This is a genomic window from Legionella londiniensis, from assembly GCF_001467825.1.
Lineage (GTDB): Bacteria > Pseudomonadota > Gammaproteobacteria > Legionellales > Legionellaceae > Legionella_A > Legionella_A londiniensis.
Genome location: NZ_LNYK01000014.1, coordinates 266,763 through 284,473, shown reverse-complemented (window position 1 = coordinate 284,473; position 17,711 = coordinate 266,763). Strand labels below are relative to the sequence as shown.

Here is a 17,711-nt window from a genome sequence, read left to right as displayed (position 1 = left end):
TTCGGCAAATATTTGCTGAAATCCTGTGTCCTCATGAATCCCTGCCGAATAAGTCACGGCTGTAAACTTTAAACAGCACATCATCCAGTTCCCCGCTCACGCGGTTAGCAATGATGAGATCCGCCTGCTGCTTGAAACAGTCAAGATTTTGAATAACAGGTGACTGAGCGAATTGAACCTCATGAAGTTTTGGTTCGTAAATAATCACTTCCACCTGCCGGGCTTTAAGTAATCGAATGATGTCTAAAATGCTGGCTTCCCGAAAATTGTCAGAATCCTGTTTCATAATCAGGCGATATATCCCGACGACCCTGGGGTTACGGTTTAAAATCTGCCTTGCAATAAAATCCTTACGCACTTCATTTGCCTGGACGATGGCGCCAATCAGGCTTTGCGGAATGCCGCGGTAATTGGCCAGCAATTGCTTTGTATCCTTGGGGAGACAATAACCGCCGTAACCAAAGGAAGGATTGTTATAATGCCCGCCAATCCGCGCGTCGAGACAGACTCCTTCCACCAGATCCCTGGCATTTAGGCCGGAAACTTCTGCATAGGTATCAAGTTCGTTAAAAAAGGCAACGCGCATGGCAAGGTAAGCGTTAGCAAACAATTTGATTGCTTCTGCCTCCGTGCTGTCAGTGTATAACACAGGCACTTCTTTTTTATGCGCCCCTTGCAAAAGCAGGCTTGCAAACAGTTGTGCGCGCTCTGATTTTTCGCCGATGATGATGCGTGAGGGATTAAGGTTATCATGCAAGGCTTTCCCTTCCCGCAAAAATTCAGGTGAAAAAATAATATTGCCGCACTGGAACTCTTTTTTAATTTTATTTGTGTATCCCACAGGTACGGTAGATTTAATGACAATCACTGCCCGGGGATTAATATTTAAAACATCATCAATCACTGCCTCTACCGACTCTGTATTAAAATCGTTTCGCAGAGGATTGTAATCCGTTGGGGTGGCAACCAGCACAAAATCAGCATCCTTGTACGCCTCTTTTTTATCGCAGGTTCCCCGAAAATCCAGATTTTTTTGCAAAAGAAACTGTTGAATGTCTGAATCTTCAATTGGAGATTGGCCAAGATTCAGCATGTTGACTTTATCGGTGAGAATATCAAAGGCAACCACTTCGTGGTTTTGCGCCAAAAGCAATGCGTTGGCTAAACCAACATAGCCCATACCGGCAACGGCGATTTTCATTTTATGGGTGTTTTTTTTGTTTTTCAGATTGATCTTTAGGGAGTTCATTTTGGGAAAACGCTCGAATGATTGATAGCCATTTTGTGCTTGGGCGGGGCGAATAGCAAGCTCTGTACTGCCAATGCCCCTATACATGAGCCAAGCCATGCTCTTTTAGGCCCGGGCGGGCGTAAAGATAGGTTTTTCCTATCGCATAGGCATTGTAAGTTAATATCATTAATAAAAGAAAGTGCAGCCAAGTGACGGTTAAATGAGTAAATACAGGAAGGGTAATGAGAACGCCCAGGCAACCTGAAAGGCTCAGTATCAATGTCTTTTTTAAAGGAATTTTATCATGCTTTAAAAAAACCATGGTAGTCAAAGGCTGTTGCAAGGCGCCAGCTGTGGTCATGATGGGAAAAGCAACAACCGGGGACACATTTAACAAAAATAAAACTGCCTGCACCATGACGAACAAACCAATTCCTACTGAAGTCAGAGCGCCGCATACAACCATGCCCATAAATCCCAGAACAAGCTTCCACGAATGCAATTCAGTCACGCTGCCCCCTATTGGCATCAGGCGGAAATGGTGACTTAGCAACAAGGCAATGATTAAGATAAAACAGCAAATCATGGCCAACCGAATGGCCTGCCTGCTTAAACGGCTGACTACGGTTCCACCAATTAAGCCGCCGATGCAGGCTCCTGTAACCAGGGTGACAAGCGTTGTCAGGTCAACTTCAATAAGCTGCATAAAAAAAAGAGATTCGATCATGCCCGGAAGAACCTGGGCTCCGTTATTGACAGCAGGCAATTCCTCATCCTTAAATGTGCCTAATAGTTTTGCAAGCGCAACATTGACAGCAAAGCTGCCGACGCCAAGTGTATCGGCAATAAAGGCAATGATCCCGCTGACGCCAAGCTTTAAATACTCGGCAGGCGTAACAGCTACAGCTCTCTGCTGCCTTAAACGATAAAGCATCCAGGCAAAGCAAAACAAGCTAAACAGCAATACAGCAACAATAATCAGAGTAATCGCCATGACCCTCTCATCAAACAATAGTGAACTTCTAACAACAATAATGCCGTGTAGTCTATAGGTTGATGATTTATTTAGCAAGCAATGAGTTTAATTTATGCACAAAAAACAATAGGCATCCGGATCAATGGATGATTGCAAAAATCATGTTAAAATCATGTTCAAAAATTGGTTGGATGAATCGATGCCGTATTTCAAAACAATCCTGCTGGCAACAAGTTGCTTCTTTTTTTCTTCCCTTATCCAGGCGGAAATTGTATTGCACGACTTGCAAAATAATAAAATCAGCTTTTCATCGCTGCAAGGAAAATGGGTATTTCTTAATTATTGGGCAAGCTGGTGCCAGCCCTGCATTGATGAAATTCCAGAGCTTAACCGCTTTTACAATAAACATAAACACAAAGTGGTCATCTTTGGCGTTAACTACGACGCATTGCCAATAGAGGAACAAAGGCTTTTGGTCAGGCAGTATGATCTTGCCTACCCATCCTTAAGCCATGACCCTGCCGCAAGCCTAAATCTCGGCGATATAAGAGGGGTGCCGATGACATTTGTTTTTAATCCCGAAGGTCAATTGGCGCATACCTTGACCGGAGGCCAGACAAGTAAAACCTTAAGCCGAATTATCCGTTTGGGTTAGTTTTTTCAGGCCCTTTTCCATGAAACAATTCTTGTTTTTTATCGCGGCTGATGCGGATTAAAAGGCGCCAGCCTCCTTCTGCCAAAGCTTTTTCCCCAAGCACCGCATCAAGCTCATATAATTTTGCACGAAGTTTTCCCTCATTGGGGCTTAGTTCAACCTCTTCTTCAAACACAGCGCCATGCAACATCTGGATAACAGCAGTACGCAGTAAATCCAGCCCTGCGCCTGTTTGTGCAGATATCCATACTTTACAGCTTTCTTCCTGGCAATCCAGTTTCGCCTGCCAGCCTTCCTGCAAATCAATTTTATTAAATACCTGAATTTTTGGTATCTTGTCAGCGCCAATTTCATGCAAAACCTTGTCCACAGACAAGGCTTGTTCACGCCAATTCAGATCAGAAATATCAATAACTTGTAACAGCAAATCCGCCTCTTTCGTTTCTTCCAAGGTGGCGTGAAAAGCATCTATTAACTGATGCGGTAAATCGCGGATAAAACCCACCGTATCAGCCAGAATGACCGGCTGGGAGCCAGGGAGGTCAAGCCTTCGCATGGTTGGATCAAGCGTTGCGAAAAGCTGATTTGCAGCAAAAAGCTGAGCCCCGGTTAGTTTATTGAATAAGGTTGATTTACCCGCGTTGGTATACCCCACCAAGGCAACAGTGGGCAAAGACGCCTTTCGCCTTGCCTGCCTGCTTTGATCGCGGCTTTTTCGCACTTTTTCCAGGCGCTGGTGAATGGTTTTAATGCGTTCGCGCAATAAACGGCGATCGGTTTCCAATTGTGTTTCGCCGGGTCCCCGCAACCCAATGCCGCCTTTTTGGCGCTCAAGATGCGTCCAGCCCCTGACGAGGCGCGTAGACAAATGCTGCAATTGCGCAAGCTCCACTTGAAGCTTTCCTTCAAATGTGCGGGCCCGCCTGGCAAAGATATCTAAAATCAAGCCTGTTCTATCAACGACGCGGCATTGCAGCAAACGTTCCAGGTTTCGCTCCTGCGAAGGTGAAAGCTCATGGTTGACCAAAACCAGTTCCGCCTCATAAGCCAACACCTGCTGGCGGATCTCTTCTGCCTTTCCTGCGCCTACAAAATACTTCGGTTCAGGCACCGCTCTTGCGCCGCAAACAGTCCCCTGAATCTCCGCTCCTGCCGATACAGCAAGCTCTTTAAATTCTGCCAGGGCCCTTTCAGCATCGATACCCGGCAGCGCCAACTGCACCAAAACCGCGCGCTCACCGCCTTCTGGCCTTTCAAACAAGATATCAACCCGTAAAAAACACAAAAAGAATGCTAGTCTGCCACAGTTTTATGCTTCTCACCAGTACTGCCCTTGAGCATGCGGGAAGGCACAACAGTAGAAATGGCATGTTTATAAACCATTTGGGTGACAGAATTTTTTAACATGATGACATGTTCATCAAAACGATCCACTATGCCGTGTAACTTGATCCCGTTGACCAAAAAAATCGACACCGGCATCTTCTCGCAGGCCAGTTCATTCAAAAATTCATGTTGCAGCGACCGGTTCTCTGGCATCACAGACTCCTTATGATTTTTATTATTATTCTAGTACAACGTTTCAAGGCTTCTCCAACGCTGAAACGTTACGCCTGGTTTTTAGAGCAGCTTCTTTCCCTGTAATCGGTCCTGCGTGGTAAAACTTTAACGGGCTTAACAGGAACAGGGAATCAATCCATTGATTGGCACTGTTTATTATTTTTTTTGCTATGCTTAACAAAACAAGCGCTTATAAAAGAATACATAAAATAAGTCTTTTTGATTGATGGGTTTTAAAAAACAGGATTTTTTAGACTCGGAGGCAACATGCAAAGATCAACTTTTCTGGCCAAAGTTATCGGCTGGTACTGCGTCATATTAAGCCTTGTTATGATTTTTCGCCAAGAACAAATAAAAGCCATATTCCAGCAAATCGCCTCAGAACAGGCATTACTATTTATTGTCGGCATTATGACCTTGATTTTGGGCTTATTGCTGGTCATCAGCCACAACGTCTGGAAAATGCGCTGGCCTTTATTGATTACCCTGTTATCATGGCTGACCCTAATCAGCGGCATTGTGCGATTGATTTATCCAGAAATCGGAATAGAAGCCGCCCTATGGTGGTTCGAAAATACGTCATGGCTCATTTTTGCCGCAACCATTTATTTATTAATCGGTATCTATTTGCTTTATAAGGCATACAGCCATTTGTTTTATGAACTGTAAATTGTTAGAAATTCATTTTACATCTCACAAACTTTGACTATGCTTAAACTTGCCTGAACTCATTAAGGACTATGATCATGGATAATTTAAAAAAGGAAAGCAAAGAATTGGACAACAAAAAATCTCATGTCGGCAAGGCAGCGAGCGAGCTCTTGAACGAGAGCAAAAAGCTCGCCCATGAAATCTATGAAGAAGGCCTGCATAAAGTGCACGATGCACAAAAAAATGTGAAAGTCTATTCAGATGAGGTAGTGGAAAAAGTTCGCGAAAACCCCATTACTTCGATATTAATAGCGGCGGGTGTTGGCTTTCTTTTATCCTCCATACTTCGTAAATAATGCGTCTTATTGAGGAATTAATTGGCCTTGTTTCCAGTAAACTGGCAATCGTTGGTAATCTTTTTTCGCTCATCAAACTGGAAGCAAGGCTCCTCGGCTTAAGCATTGTTCCCTTGCTGCTTAATCTTTGCCTGTTATTTGTGATCCTGTCGGCTACCTGGCTTACGCTCTCTCTCCTCATCGGCTTTCTCATTTACTTAAATTATCCCAGCGTACTCATTGCTATCCTCGGCGTTTTACTCCTTCATCTTTTATTGCTGGGCTTACTCATCCGCTATCTGCTATTTAATTTACAGAACATGAGCTTTAGGGAGACGAGAAAATTCTTATCAAATCGGAATAATGATCGTGAAGAGAAGACAACTCATTCAGCAAACGAAAATGCTGGCAAAGCAGTTACGCAAGCAACAAAGTGACGCGAATAAGCATCAAAAACAGCTAGGTTATTGGTGTAAAAAAAACAAACTGCTGCTGGCAAGCTTGCTGATCCCTGCTTTTTTAATCGGTTGGTATAGCGGCAATCGAAAACGCGGCAAAAAATTCATCAAGCAATTGAGCCGATTAATGATGCTTGCCGCATCCACCGCATTCAAAAAAAGCTTGGCCAATCGATAGTGAACAAGCTTTAGCATAATCCTGTATTTCCTCAAAAAATGCATATTGAGAAATATCTTACAACAATATCCGTTGTTTGCCTTATGAAGCAGAGTGTAAAAAAGTTATACTTAAATTGCAGGGATTGACATGGATTGTCTGACATGAAGTCATACAGGGATTCAATATACCGCAAGGACGCGGCCTATCATCTAATTGGCGCATCCAACTTGACCTTCAAGTAAAACTGAATGATTTACCCAGCCCCAATGCCTCCCGTTTAAAACGATAGCGGTTGGCTTGTAAAAATAGCGGTAACCATTTTTTTTAAATTTTCATTACGGAAAACCATCAGCTTGTTATAGAGCCTCCTGGCCTGCAATTGTTTTCCAGCCTCTGCGAGGCTTATGATTTCTAAAGCCCATTGGTGCTGTTTTTTATGTAAGTCATATAACGTGTTGCAAGTATCCCCATCCTGAAACCTTGATTTGTGTTTTTGCAGCCATTTTAGGATTTTGCAGGTTTCAACGTTAAAATCAGGAATTTGATCCACGCCGTCATATAAAAACCGCTCTAGTTTTTGATAGGCAATAAAATGCTCAATAGCTGCTGCTATTATTTCATCATATTCAGCATGAGAAAATCGATTTGCGGTCCACTCAGCACCAAGCTTCCAGTTTTTCACCCAGGGTATAATCTCATCTTCCGGCATGGGCTTGGCAATGGCATGCCCCTGGGCCAAGTTGCACCCAAGCTGCAGCAAAAGCTTGCCGTGCGTGATTGTTTCCACCCCTTCAGCAACCAAGGGGCGGTCCAGTATTTTGCATAGCCTGATTACAGAAAGTAAAATCGCCAAATCCTTCGGTTTATCAAAGATATCCCGTATAAAAAACTTTGGTCAAGCTTTACTTCTCGGGTATCAAGCTCTTTAAGGTAAGCCAGGGAAGAATATTTTTTGCCAAAGTCATCCAGGGCAAAATGGATACCTTGGGCTTTAAATCGATTAATTAAATCAGATACCAAATCCAGATCTTCTATCGCCTCAGTTTCGAGTACCTCAAGAAGAATCATTTTTTTTGGTATCCTTGGGTATTTTTTCATGATTGTCATGAAGTGATGAAAATAATTTTTATGCTGCAGCTCATGGGAACCGACGTTGATGCTGATTGGAATTTCTATATCATGGCTTAAGAACTGCCCTGCCATTTTAAGCGCATGATTTAACGTCCATTCACCCAGTTCAAGCGATATCGGGTGATTATCCAGCCTTAAGAGAAATTGATGCGGCAAAAGCAAGCCCCGGACGGGATGCATCCAGCGCAGCAAAGCCTCGACACCGATGACATTGCCTGTCAGCAAATCCACCTTGGGCTGGTAAAAAAGCCTGAGCTGGTTTTTTTTTAATGCGCCTCTCACTGCTTCAAGGTGCCGGCTAAACTCAAGCAAACTTTTTTCAAATTGCGGGTCAAAAAAATCAAAGCTGTTATCGCCTTTCTGCCGGGCTTTATGGCGCGCGATTTCTCCCTGGTGCAGCAATTCTTCAGCATGACAGGCGCTGTTTGCTTCATAGGCGGTAATGCCGATGTGGGTTTTCAATCGATAAGTTTTATTCTCAATGTGATAGGGTTTTGACAGGGATTTGATGAGTTGGCCGGCTAAAATAGCAGCGTTATCGACTGTATCGCCTTGCTCAAGGCAGATGCCTACAAACTCGCTGTAGCCTGTGCGGGCCAGCATTTTTCGTTGCCGAAGCACCTCTTTGATGCGGTTCACCGCATGGATAATGATAGCATCACGGACATGCGGCGGCTCTTCATAACTTGATTTTCTGGTTTTCGGGTCAAAAACCCGGATATTCATGACAAGCAGATTTTTTTGCTGCCTTGAGGCTTGCCGCATAAAACCTTCAAGTTTTTGTGTGAGTAAGAATTTGTTTGGCAATCCGGTCAGCAAATCATAATATTTGACATGCTCTATTTGCTTTTCCTGCTGCTTAATGACGGTCAGGTCATGGAAAAAACCGATGTAATTGGTCACGTCGCCTGCTTCATTTTTTACCGCCGAGACGGATAAAAATACTGGGTATAGCTTGTTATGGCCGCCTTTATCCCAAAGCTCACCGCTCCAGTGGCCCTCACTTGAGAGCCTCTCCCATAAATGTTTGTAAAATTGAGCATCCTGCTTGCCAGACTTCCACATTCTTGGATTTTGCCCGAGGATGTCCTCCTTTTTAAAACCACTCATATTTAAAAATGCCTGATTGGCTTCAAGGATGGTGCCTTGGGCATCGGTAATGACAATTCCCTCAAAGGCCGAGCTTACCCCTTTTGAAACAACGCTCAGCCGTTTTTCTTTATCTTTAAGTTCGGTGATATCATGCAAGGCTACTATCCAGGCAGGCTCTTCCTGCCAGGCTCCTTCCCGCACTGTCATCTGGGCTGAAGTGATTGTACGGTCCTTTCTTAAAATTTCAATTTCCCCTGTCTCTTCTGCAGCCAGGGGATATAAAAAGCTTGTACCAATCAGTTTTTGGCGGGTGGTGCCAAACAGGGCGGCAGAAGAGGCATTGGCATAAATAATTTGACCTTCCCCGTTAATGATTAAAACACCATGCGGCAACGCGTCAATCAGCCGTTTCCAGCTGTTTGGCCGCTTATTTTTCATGGCCTTCGCCTCCCAATTCAAGTGTTCCAAGAATTTTTTGCATATTGGATAGGTCGCCAATAATGCGCCTTTCAGGAGGTGGAAATTCTTTAATGAGAATCGGTGTCGCTAAAATTTTTTCTCGTTCAGCCAATCCCTCATGTTCACGCAAGTCGATGATTTCCATATCACACTGCTTTGCTATCTCTTCCCGTCTGCAAAGTTCTGTCAGGTTTTTTATCGCGCGCCTTGCAATCAGGCTTCCTCCGATAACATACAGTTTCAATTTCATTTTTGCCATGGCCTATTCCCTCAGCAGCCTATTGGCACGCTGCCTGGCTTTGAACTGTTTCTCTTCCGTAGACAGCCTATCTATTTGCCGTAACAGCTCATTTTTTTTCGTGATAATTTTTGCTTCCTGGATTTTTTGCCGGGCTGACAATTCAGCTTCCAAAGCAAGAATTTCTTGTTCCAGGCGTTTAATTTCCTGCAGGCGCCGGCTGCTTTGTTGATTATCCATAAGCTCATAGGCGGCTTTTTTGGCTCCATAAACCATTTCTTGATCACCAATATAAGGCGGCTCAATGCTCAGGCCATCTTCTGTGATGGTGAATTCTCTAATTTGATTTGATATTTTACAGCCCCTGGATTTGGCAATATGCATCAGCCTGCTGTATTCGCCGTCTGTTTCAATCCTCAATAACCTAAGCCAGGTATCAGCCATACTGGATATACCCAGGTTACTTTTTTCCATTGACGCATCGGACAGCAGTTCGGTAAAAACCAGGGTAATATCGTTTGATTTCATGTACGATATAAAGCGGATAAGCAGCATTTTGACATCTCTTTCTGTGCCGAGATCCAACAGCGCGGAGATAGAATCCAATACCAGAAAATCAAATTTATGCCGCTCGATTAATTCAATGATTGAGATAATGTGATCTTCAAGTCCCATCTCAACCGAACGCCTGGAATGAACCATGAGCAAGTTTTTTTTAAGCAAAGGGTCTAAATGGATTCCAGCGGAGGTTAAATGGGTAACAAGGTCGCCCGGCGACTCTTCAAATGATAGATACAGTACCTTGTGCTTTTGTTTGGCCGCAGCCTCTGCATGGGTAGCAGCAAAAATTGTTTTTGCGGTTCCCGAGCGGCCGCTTATCATGATGATGGCGCCTGCCTGGTATCCCCGATCATCAAGCATTGCATCAAGTCCCTTAATTCCTGTTTTAATGTACTCTCGTTTAATGCCGGACTCTAACCGGGTTTCAGTGATCGGCAGCAATGAAATGCCGTTATGGAAGATTGAAAAAGGGTATACATTCGTACCGTGAGCTGAGCCGCGAAGCTTGATGACCCTTAAATTGCGGGTCATTAAATTTCGATTGACCAGCTGGGTTAGTTCAATAACACAATCAACAATATATTCTTCAAATAGCTCTTTTTTAAAAATGGTTTTAATGTCGGCGATGGTGGTTAAAACTGTCAGGCCTTGTTTTTTTGCCCAGTGATAAAGATTTAACAGTTCATAATGGGGCTCATAAGCTTCTAACCCCAAAAGCAGCGACTGGATCGAATCTATGATTAATATTTCCGCATGGGTGCCTTTTTTTGCTTGTTCGATTCGAAGCTGTAGTGCAGTTATATCAAATTCACCGCTGATTTCCTGATTAAAAACAGGCGTTAAATCAAGAATCTGGAGTTTTTTTTCTTTGACGAACCGGCTTCCTTCAAGACCGAAATGATCCATGTAAGACAGAATTTGCGAGGGCGGCTCATCGCAGGTTACATAAATAACATGATGATTATTTTTTAATTGGCTATAGGCAAAAAACAGGGTAAAAAGCGTCTTTCCTGTGCCCGCGCTTCCTTTTAAAAGGGTAGACTTGTATTTTAGATAGCCGCCATTCAGAATTCTATCAAGTCCGGCAATGCCGGTACTGATTTTATCGACATCCACTGACGCTCCTTGTCAACGACTCATACTTAAAATATAGTATAAGAAATTTAAGGATGAGCCGCGGCCGGCGGGTGGATTCCTGCTCTAGACATCGATGTTTTCTGCATCCAAGGCATTAGCTTCGATAAATTCCCTCCTTGGTTCAACATGGTCTCCCATCAGCGTGGTGAATATTTCATCAGCCGCCACCGCATCTTCAATCGTCACCTGCATCATGCGGCGCACGTTGGGATCCATTGTTGTCTCCCAGAGCTGCTCCGGGTTCATTTCTCCCAAACCTTTATAGCGCTGGATGGATTGCCCCCGTTTTGCCTCGTTCATGAGCCAATACAAGGCATCGGCAAAATGATCAACCGCCTTGATTTTTTCTCCCCGTTTAATATAGGCGCCTTCTTCTACCAGCTCCCGCAGTTGGCCGCTTAAATTCACCAACTCTTTGTAATCTTTGGAAAAGAATAATTCAGTATTTAACGTGGTTTTGTCTTCCACGCCATGGCGGCTTACGCTGACTTGCGGCAAATAATGATCGCTTTCCTGATGGTAAAAAAGCTCTGCGGCAAATTTTTGCGACTCGGAATTGAAACGCTGCAAGCGAAGGTGCAATTGCCCTGTCCAATTGGAAATCTTGTCCCGGCTGTTGAAATCCTCGGCATTCAGCTGGGGAAGCTCTGCAATGGATCGCAACACTTCCGGATGATAACGCCTGGAATAACGCTTGATGATTTTCTCCACACGGCGGATTTGCTGCACGAGTGTTTCCAGAGCCTCGGCCGTAATCGCCGGCGCATCCTTGGCCGGGTAAAATTCAGCGCCGTCCAGGGCGCTTTGCGTTAAATAGTCATATAAGGCGTCGTCATCTTTTACATAGCGTTCCTGCTTGCCGTGCTTGACTTTATATAAAGGCGGCTGCGCTATATAAATATAGCCGCGCTCAATCAATTCCGGCATTTGCCGGTAAAAGAAAGTCAGCAACAAGGTACGGATGTGGGAGCCGTCGACGTCCGCGTCAGTCATAATGATGATGCGGTGATAGCGGATTTTATCAGGATCATATTCATCCGCGCCGATGCCGCACCCCAAAGCAGTGATTAAAGTCGCCACTTCCTGTGAGGAGAGCATTTTATCAAAACGAGCTTTCTCGACGTTTAAAATTTTTCCTTTGAGCGGCAAAATCGCCTGGAATTTGCGATCACGCCCTTGTTTGGCTGAGCCGCCCGCAGAATCTCCCTCAACGATATACAGTTCAGAGAGCGCTGGATCTTTTTCCTGGCAATCAGCAAGTTTTCCGGGAAGCCCTGCGACATCCAGCGCTCCCTTTCTTCGGGTCATATCCCGAGCGCGCCTTGCCGCCTCTCGGGCTCTGGCTGCATCAATCATTTTTCCCACAATAGTCTTGGCAATCGCCGGATTTTCCAATAAAAATTCTTGCAGTTTTTCCGCGACCAGCGATTCAACAACTGACTTGACTTCGGAAGAAACGAGCTTGTCCTTGGTTTGTGAAGAAAACTTTGGATCAGGCACCTTGACGGAAAGAACAGCCGTCAAGCCTTCACGGGCATCATCACCAGTAGTAACCACCTTGGCTTTTTTGGCGTAACCTTCATTTTCAATATATTGGTTTAAGGTGCGGGTTAATGCCGAACGAAAGCCTGCCAAATGGGTTCCGCCATCCCGCTGGGGTATATTGTTGGTGAAACAAAAAATATTCTCCTGGTAAGAATCGTTCCATTGCATGGCCAGCTCGACCGCTATTCCGTCTTTTTCGCCGCTTAGGGAAAATACCGATGGTATAATAGGCGTTTTATTGCGGTTTAAATGCTCAACGAATGCTTTAATGCCGCCCTCATAGCGAAAAGTATCCTTTTTATTGCTGCGTTCATCATAAAGGTGGATGCAAACCCCGGAATTCAAAAAAGACAATTCACGAAGCCTTTTGGCCAGGATATCGTAATGAAATTCGATGTTGGTAAAGGTGTCGCTGCTTGGCTTAAACCAGATTTGCGTGCCGGTAGCTTCAGCATCGCCAGTCACCGCCAACGGGGCGTCGGGAACGCCTGAATGGTAATGCTGCTCATATACTTTTCCGCCGCGCTTGATGAGCAAATGAAGTTCTTCCGAAAGCGCATTCACAACGGACACACCCACCCCGTGCAATCCGCCGGAAACCTTGTATGAATTGTCATCAAATTTTCCACCGGCATGCAAAACCGTCATAATGACTTCGGCGGCAGAGCGGCCTTCTTCCTTGTGGATATCAACCGGAATACCCCGGCCATCGTCCTTGACCGTAATTGATTCGTCCGCATGAATAGTAACGTGAATTTCGCGGCAAAACCCTGCAAGCGCCTCATCAATGGAGTTATCAACAACCTCAAACACCATATGATGCAAACCCGTGCCATCATCCGTATCCCCAATATACATGCCAGGACGTTTGCGAACTGCATCCAATCCTTTCAATACTTTAATATTGGTGGAGTCATAGCTGGTTTCAACACTCATAGGGTAACCTCATGCCTAAAAAAACTGCGGGCGCAAATAGGATAATTATAGCACTAATCCGCAGATTTTAATATTTATTCAAAGCCTCAGGGGAAGAAGATGATGAAGAAGGGATATTGAATGTGAGGCAATTTCTCATGCGCCTGTCCTGGCAAAAATACGGGCATGAGAAAAAATAGACCATTTTGAATCAAAATATTTGCACAATAGCATCAACCCCTTCACTTAAGGCATTGACGCCGTCTTTTACTCCATCTACCACAAAATTTTTAGCCACTTCATATTTAGGCCTATTTTCATCGCGAAAGCGATATTCATCCTGTTTTGAAGCCTGGGCGGAAAAGAGGGTAACCAAGGGTCTTGTAACCAGGCTGATAGCAGATTTCAAGGCATTTGCCATAGACAATGCAAAACAGGTAACCGAACAGAAAAGGTATTTGCCTGCCCATTGCCCATGGGCCTCGCCGTCATCCTCCAGCAAATTGCACCGGATGGCAAGGGCGTAAAAACCTTCATATATTGCCAGGCCAAGTGCCGCGAGAGACGCTGCTGTGGCTATGACAGGAGCCACAAAAACACCGCCTACTTCATCCATATAGTCATAGCCATCGCGCAATTTGTCAAAAATATTGATGTGCTTGATTAATTCTTCGTCATTAAATACAGCAAGCATTTGCGTGAAGTTTTGCGCTTCATTAATTTTGTTTAATTTATCCAGTAATTGGACTTCGATAAGGTAATTTAAATGATCAGCATAGTTTTGGAAAAAATTTTTTTTAGCGTTTGGGGTCTTAAAGTTGATGTACCCTTCATTTTTAAAAAAGCTCCAATCAGATAGCCAAGGCATGTTTTTTCTCCAGAATAGCAGGCAAAGCCAGTTTTGGTGTACCATTATACATAATTAACTATAATTGCCCAAATTTTTTTGTGCTCTGCGCTGTGGCTTATCTTGCTGTTTCACGTGAAACAAGTTTCTCGTCTTCTGGCAAGTAAAATACCTCATGATCGCCGGATTGGTCAAATAAACTGAGTAACGAGGCATGGATGGCCGTTATGAAAAATTGCCCCGGGGTATTGCCGAGGCAACACAGCAACCTCTGCAGATGCCTTTCATCCAGTTCGGCTGCAATATCATCCAAAAGAAAGGTACAGGGTTGGGTAAGCAATTTTGCCTGGGCAAGCTTTAAGGCAATTAAAATGATTTTTTGCTGTCCACGCGATAAAAGTTGCCTCGCCTTCCCGGGGCCTGTAATTTCAAAAACAATATCAGCACGATGAGGTCCATACAGCGTGGTCTGGCGCTCTTGATCCTGATGGAATTGTTGCTCCAGTATGCTCATTAAACTCTGGCCGCTGTTTTTTTTGTCCCACCCTTTTTCATAATGAATGTTGCACTGTATTTCGGTTAACATGCCCAAGACTTCATTGAATAGTTGCGCCAATTGATAAAAATAAGCCTGCCTAAACTCATGAAGTTGGGTACCCAGATCAGCAAGAAGCATATTCCAGGGCAAAATTTGGCGCTGATCCTTTCCTTGTCTGAGCAAAGCATTCCTTTGCCTTAATGCCCGACGATAATCTTGCCACAAACCATGGTAAAGGGGTTTCACGTGAAACAATCCCCAATCCAGAAGGCCTCGCCTGACTGTGGAACCTGAATCAATAATTTGAAATATATCCTGATAAATCACCTGACAAGGTAAAAAACGAGCAAGTTCGCTGCTGGATTGGCAAAACTGCTGATTTAACCGTACCACTGTTGGGCCAGTTCGGGATTTTTGGATGCTCAGGGTATCCTGCGTTGATGTTTTGGCAAAAACGGTCAAGGCATCGTGTTCATGATGAATTAAAGGGGCAATTTCGCGCGTTCGGAAAGAATGGCCTGTACCCAATAAATACAAAGATTCCAAAAGCGAAGTCTTGCCGCTGCCATTAGCGCCAATGAAAAAATTAAAACGCGGATTAAGAGTTAGCCGCCATGAGACAATATTGCGTAAATGATGAATCTGTAATTGAGAAAGACTCATATTTTCATAGGCATGATAATATATTGATATTGATCATCGTCGAGAGATTCAACCAAAATACTGCTGTCAGCATTCAGCATGGAAAGGCGCAACAAACCACTGTCTAAATGATTTAGAACGTCCAACAGGTAACCTGCATTAACGCCGATTTTAAGCTCATCGCCCTCTGTTTTGGCTTCAAGCATTTCAACCGCCTCTTCCTGTTCCTGATTATTGGCGACTAATGTCAGCTGGCCTTCGTGCATATGCAGCAACACAGCTTTGGACTTTTCATTGGCCAAAATAATAATACGAGAGAGGGCGCGCCTTAATAAATCACGCTCAATAACCACCTGTTTGTCCTGATGACGCGGAATAGCCTTGTTGTAAGCGGGAAAACGCGCCTCTATTAACTTGGATAAAAAGGTATATTGATTGGTGATGAGCTTAAAATGATTCCTGCCGGTGGCAATGCCAATTTGTTCATCGCTGATATTGCTCAGCAGGCGTAAAACTTCCTGTACGCCTTTGCGAGGCAGAAGGAGCCTCAGATGCTGGCCGAAAGCCTCGCAGGGTATACGGCTGATGGCCATACGATGCCCGTCAGTACCGACTGCCGTGATGGTTTGCGCATCCAGCTCCAATAGCAATCCATTCAAAAAAACCCGCACATCCTGCTGCGATGTAGCAAAATGAGTCGACTGCAGCAAATGCATGAGCGAGGCTCGCGGCAGGGTAAACTCAACGTCACTCACTTCATCTTCGCTATTTGGGTAATTCGCTGCAGGCAAAGAAGCCAGCTTAAAACGGCTGCGCGCCTGCTTGATAAACACTTCATCCTGATGGCAGGCTATGGTCGGAACAGCATCATCGTCCAGGGAACGGATAATGTCCACAAATTTTTTGGCTGGAACTGTGATGGATCCTGTACCTTCGCCGGTACAAGGCACCCGGGCTGTCATCTCAATTTCCAAATCCGTCGCGGTTAACAGCAGCTGGTCTCCGCTCATCTTGAGTAACATATTCGATAAAATTGCCAGAGACTGCTTTTTATCCACAGCGCCTGCAACCGTCAGCAAAGGAGTAAGCAAATGTTGTTTATGGATGCTTAATTCAAACATGGCAAAATCTCGTTATGAGGAAAGGGTGCGCAACAAGTTTTTATAATCTTCAGCAAAATCTCCACCTTCCTGCACCAACTCCTTCACCTTCCGGCACGCATGGATAACCGTGGTATGATCACGCCCGCCAAAATGATCGCCAATCTCGGGCAAACTATGATTGGTCAGCTCTTTCGCAAGGGTCATTGCCATTTGCCGAGGCCGGGCAATGGAACGGCTGCGCCGCTTGGATAAAATATCAGCCACCTTGACCTTATAATATTCAGCTACGGTCTTTTGAATATTTTCAATGGTAACCAGTTTATCCTGGAGAGCTAACAAATCACGCAACGCCTCATTCACAAACTCGATGGTGATTGGCTTGCCTGTAAAATGAGCATTGGCAATAACCCGACGCAATGCGCCTTCCAGCTCGCGGACATTGGAACGGATGCGCTTGGCAATAAAGAAAGCCACCTCATAAGGCAAATCAATATTGGCCTGCTCAGCCTTGCTGATTAAAATGGCGACGCGTGTTTCAAGTTCTGGCGGTTCCACAGCAACAGTTAACCCCCAGCCAAACCTTGATTTAAGCCGCTCTTCCACCCCCTCGATTTCCTTAGGATAACGATCGCTCGTTAAGATGATCTGCTGTTGGCCTTCAAGCAACGCATTGAAGGTGTGGAAAAATTCTTCCTGGGAACGATCTTTGCCCGCAAAAAACTGAATATCATCAATCAACAGGGCATTCAGGGAACGATAAAAGCGCTTGAATTCATTTATGGCATTGGTTTGCAATGCTTTGACCATATCCGCAACAAACCGTTCAGAATGTAAATAGAGCACTTTGGCTTCAGGATTGTTCTTTAAAATAGCATTGCCGATTGCATGCATCAAATGGGTTTTGCCAAGGCCTACGCCTCCATAAATAAATAAAGGATTGTAAGCATCCCCCGGACGTTCGGCCACGGCTTCAGCGGCAGACTGCGCCAGCTGGTTCGAATTGCCAACAACAAAACTGTCGAAAACAAATTTTTTATTTAAGTAGGTGTTTTTATAATGATCAGCACTTTTTTTGGGCGAAGGTTTAACAGATGGCGCGCTTTTTGCTGATTGCTCATCAACAACGATGGGCTTTATCATTTTACTGCCTATCTCAATGCTCACCAGTTTTATGGCATCAGAACTTAATTGGCCCACCAATTCTTTAATACGCTCATAAAAATGTTTTTTTACCCAGTCAATCACAAAACGATTAGGGGCCAAAAGCACCAAAGTGCTCTCTTCTATCTCACATTGCAAAGGCCGCAACCAGGTATTAAACTGCTGGGCAGGATATTCTTCTTGTAAATGTTCTAAACACCTCTGCCAAATGTTCGCAGACACAAATAACTCCTCAAAAATCCATCAGCAAAAGGCCAACAATCTCATATAGACAAGATAACTGCTGACAAATCATTACTCCGGGCAATGCTTAAAT

18 protein-coding genes are annotated in these 17,711 nt (G+C 44.4%); 5 read left to right on the top strand and 13 right to left on the bottom strand.

The window, feature by feature from the left end; genetic code table 11:
- Nucleotides 1-31: 31 nt before the first annotated feature.
- Together Llon_RS04900 and Llon_RS04895 are read right to left on the bottom strand one after the other, a co-directional pair.
- Nucleotides 32-1,336 carry a nucleotide sugar dehydrogenase gene (locus Llon_RS04900; RefSeq protein WP_237758260.1) on the bottom strand — a complete coding sequence of 435 codons (1,305 nt, stop codon included), beginning with the start codon at nucleotides 1,334-1,336 and terminating at the stop codon, nucleotides 32-34.
- Complete coding sequence (locus Llon_RS04895) at nucleotides 1,329-2,225, bottom strand: TSUP family transporter (RefSeq protein ID WP_058528938.1); 897 nt, start codon at nucleotides 2,223-2,225, stop codon at nucleotides 1,329-1,331. Before Llon_RS04895 ends, Llon_RS04900 begins: the two co-directional genes overlap by 8 nt.
- A gap of 154 nt (nucleotides 2,226-2,379) precedes the next feature.
- Here Llon_RS04895 and Llon_RS04890 point away from each other — a divergent pair, with 154 nt between their 5' ends.
- Nucleotides 2,380-2,862 carry a TlpA family protein disulfide reductase gene (locus Llon_RS04890; RefSeq protein ID WP_237758259.1) on the top strand — a complete coding sequence of 161 codons (483 nt, stop codon included), beginning with the start codon at nucleotides 2,380-2,382 and terminating at the stop codon, nucleotides 2,860-2,862.
- Here the strand turns inward: Llon_RS04890 and hflX are convergent.
- Both hflX and hfq read right to left on the bottom strand, forming a co-directional pair.
- The gene (gene hflX, locus Llon_RS04885; RefSeq protein ID WP_058529102.1) at nucleotides 2,846-4,123 is read right to left on the bottom strand and encodes a ribosome rescue GTPase HflX; all 1,278 of its coding nucleotides are present in this window, start codon (nucleotides 4,121-4,123) and stop codon (nucleotides 2,846-2,848) included. The two genes, Llon_RS04890 and hflX, sit on opposite strands and share 17 nt — an antisense overlap.
- Nucleotides 4,124-4,155: 32 nt before the next feature.
- Nucleotides 4,156-4,401 carry an RNA chaperone Hfq gene (hfq, locus tag Llon_RS04880; RefSeq protein WP_058528937.1) on the bottom strand — a complete coding sequence of 82 codons (246 nt, stop codon included), beginning with the start codon at nucleotides 4,399-4,401 and terminating at the stop codon, nucleotides 4,156-4,158.
- A 288-nt stretch (nucleotides 4,402-4,689) separates the two neighbouring features.
- Here hfq and Llon_RS04875 point away from each other — a divergent pair, with 288 nt between their 5' ends.
- From Llon_RS04875 to Llon_RS04860, 4 genes are all read left to right on the top strand, one after another.
- On the top strand, nucleotides 4,690-5,091 hold the full coding sequence (locus tag Llon_RS04875) for a hypothetical protein (protein WP_058528936.1): 402 nt from the start codon (nucleotides 4,690-4,692) through the stop codon (nucleotides 5,089-5,091).
- Between the two features lie 77 nt (nucleotides 5,092-5,168).
- Nucleotides 5,169-5,429, top strand: a complete 261-nt coding sequence (locus Llon_RS04870) for an ElaB/YgaM/YqjD family protein (protein WP_058528935.1) — start codon at nucleotides 5,169-5,171, stop codon at nucleotides 5,427-5,429.
- Entirely contained in the window at nucleotides 5,429-5,845 is a 417-nt protein-coding gene (locus Llon_RS04865; RefSeq protein WP_058528934.1) for a hypothetical protein, read from the top strand. The genes Llon_RS04870 and Llon_RS04865 overlap by 1 nt, the downstream gene beginning before the upstream one ends.
- Nucleotides 5,811-6,044 carry a hypothetical protein gene (locus Llon_RS04860; RefSeq protein ID WP_058528933.1) on the top strand — a complete coding sequence of 78 codons (234 nt, stop codon included), beginning with the start codon at nucleotides 5,811-5,813 and terminating at the stop codon, nucleotides 6,042-6,044. Before Llon_RS04865 ends, Llon_RS04860 begins: the two co-directional genes overlap by 35 nt.
- Nucleotides 6,045-6,303: 259 nt before the next feature.
- Here the strand turns inward: Llon_RS04860 and Llon_RS11825 are convergent, their stop codons facing one another.
- From Llon_RS11825 to dnaA, 9 genes are all read right to left on the bottom strand, one after another.
- A complete protein-coding gene (locus tag Llon_RS11825; protein WP_058528932.1) occupies nucleotides 6,304-6,879 on the bottom strand; it encodes an EAL domain-containing protein in 576 nt (191 codons plus the stop codon).
- Nucleotides 6,858-8,687, bottom strand: a complete 1,830-nt coding sequence (locus Llon_RS04850) for an EAL domain-containing protein (protein WP_058528931.1) — start codon at nucleotides 8,685-8,687, stop codon at nucleotides 6,858-6,860. Before Llon_RS04850 ends, Llon_RS11825 begins: the two co-directional genes overlap by 22 nt.
- Nucleotides 8,677-8,967: a circadian clock KaiB family protein gene (locus tag Llon_RS04845; protein ID WP_058528930.1), complete on the bottom strand. Its 291-nt coding sequence runs from the start codon at nucleotides 8,965-8,967 to the stop codon at nucleotides 8,677-8,679. The genes Llon_RS04850 and Llon_RS04845 overlap by 11 nt, the downstream gene beginning before the upstream one ends.
- Before the next feature lie 3 nt (nucleotides 8,968-8,970).
- Nucleotides 8,971-10,623 carry a circadian clock protein KaiC gene (gene kaiC / locus Llon_RS04840; protein WP_058528929.1) on the bottom strand — a complete coding sequence of 551 codons (1,653 nt, stop codon included), beginning with the start codon at nucleotides 10,621-10,623 and terminating at the stop codon, nucleotides 8,971-8,973.
- Nucleotides 10,624-10,707: 84 nt separating this feature from the next.
- Nucleotides 10,708-13,125 carry a DNA topoisomerase (ATP-hydrolyzing) subunit B gene (gyrB, locus tag Llon_RS04835; protein ID WP_058528928.1) on the bottom strand — a complete coding sequence of 806 codons (2,418 nt, stop codon included), beginning with the start codon at nucleotides 13,123-13,125 and terminating at the stop codon, nucleotides 10,708-10,710.
- Between the two features lie 190 nt (nucleotides 13,126-13,315).
- Entirely contained in the window at nucleotides 13,316-13,972 is a 657-nt protein-coding gene (locus tag Llon_RS04830; protein WP_058528927.1) for a hypothetical protein, read from the bottom strand.
- A 97-nt stretch (nucleotides 13,973-14,069) separates the two neighbouring features.
- Nucleotides 14,070-15,152, bottom strand: coding sequence for a DNA replication/repair protein RecF (gene recF, locus Llon_RS04825; RefSeq protein ID WP_058528926.1), 1,083 nt, complete (start codon nucleotides 15,150-15,152; stop codon nucleotides 14,070-14,072).
- Nucleotides 15,149-16,252, bottom strand: a complete 1,104-nt coding sequence (gene dnaN, locus Llon_RS04820) for a DNA polymerase III subunit beta (protein WP_058528925.1) — start codon at nucleotides 16,250-16,252, stop codon at nucleotides 15,149-15,151. The genes recF and dnaN overlap by 4 nt, the downstream gene beginning before the upstream one ends.
- Nucleotides 16,253-16,264: 12 nt before the next feature.
- Nucleotides 16,265-17,617, bottom strand: coding sequence for a chromosomal replication initiator protein DnaA (dnaA, locus tag Llon_RS04815; protein ID WP_058528924.1), 1,353 nt, complete (start codon nucleotides 17,615-17,617; stop codon nucleotides 16,265-16,267).
- Between the last annotated feature and the right edge of the window lie 94 nt (nucleotides 17,618-17,711).

Coding starts and splice junctions, on each gene's coding strand:
- Llon_RS04875 (WP_058528936.1), top strand. CDS start 4,690: ATGCAAAGATCAACTTTTCTGGCCAAAGTTATCGGCTGGTACTGCGTC.
- Llon_RS04870 (WP_058528935.1), top strand. CDS start 5,169: ATGGATAATTTAAAAAAGGAAAGCAAAGAATTGGACAACAAAAAATCT.
- Llon_RS04890 (WP_237758259.1), top strand. CDS start 2,380: ATGTTCAAAAATTGGTTGGATGAATCGATGCCGTATTTCAAAACAATC.
- Llon_RS04830 (WP_058528927.1), bottom strand. CDS start 13,972: ATGCCTTGGCTATCTGATTGGAGCTTTTTTAAAAATGAAGGGTACATC.
- Llon_RS04865 (WP_058528934.1), top strand. CDS start 5,429: ATGCGTCTTATTGAGGAATTAATTGGCCTTGTTTCCAGTAAACTGGCA.
- Llon_RS04895 (WP_058528938.1), bottom strand. CDS start 2,225: ATGGCGATTACTCTGATTATTGTTGCTGTATTGCTGTTTAGCTTGTTT.
- Llon_RS04850 (WP_058528931.1), bottom strand. CDS start 8,687: ATGAAAAATAAGCGGCCAAACAGCTGGAAACGGCTGATTGACGCGTTG.
- Llon_RS04900 (WP_237758260.1), bottom strand. CDS start 1,336: ATGTATAGGGGCATTGGCAGTACAGAGCTTGCTATTCGCCCCGCCCAA.
- Llon_RS04845 (WP_058528930.1), bottom strand. CDS start 8,967: ATGGCAAAAATGAAATTGAAACTGTATGTTATCGGAGGAAGCCTGATT.
- recF (WP_058528926.1), bottom strand. CDS start 15,152: ATGAGTCTTTCTCAATTACAGATTCATCATTTACGCAATATTGTCTCA.
- gyrB (WP_058528928.1), bottom strand. CDS start 13,125: ATGAGTGTTGAAACCAGCTATGACTCCACCAATATTAAAGTATTGAAA.
- hfq (WP_058528937.1), bottom strand. CDS start 4,401: ATGCCAGAGAACCGGTCGCTGCAACATGAATTTTTGAATGAACTGGCC.
- Llon_RS04860 (WP_058528933.1), top strand. CDS start 5,811: ATGCTGGCAAAGCAGTTACGCAAGCAACAAAGTGACGCGAATAAGCAT.
- dnaN (WP_058528925.1), bottom strand. CDS start 16,252: ATGTTTGAATTAAGCATCCATAAACAACATTTGCTTACTCCTTTGCTG.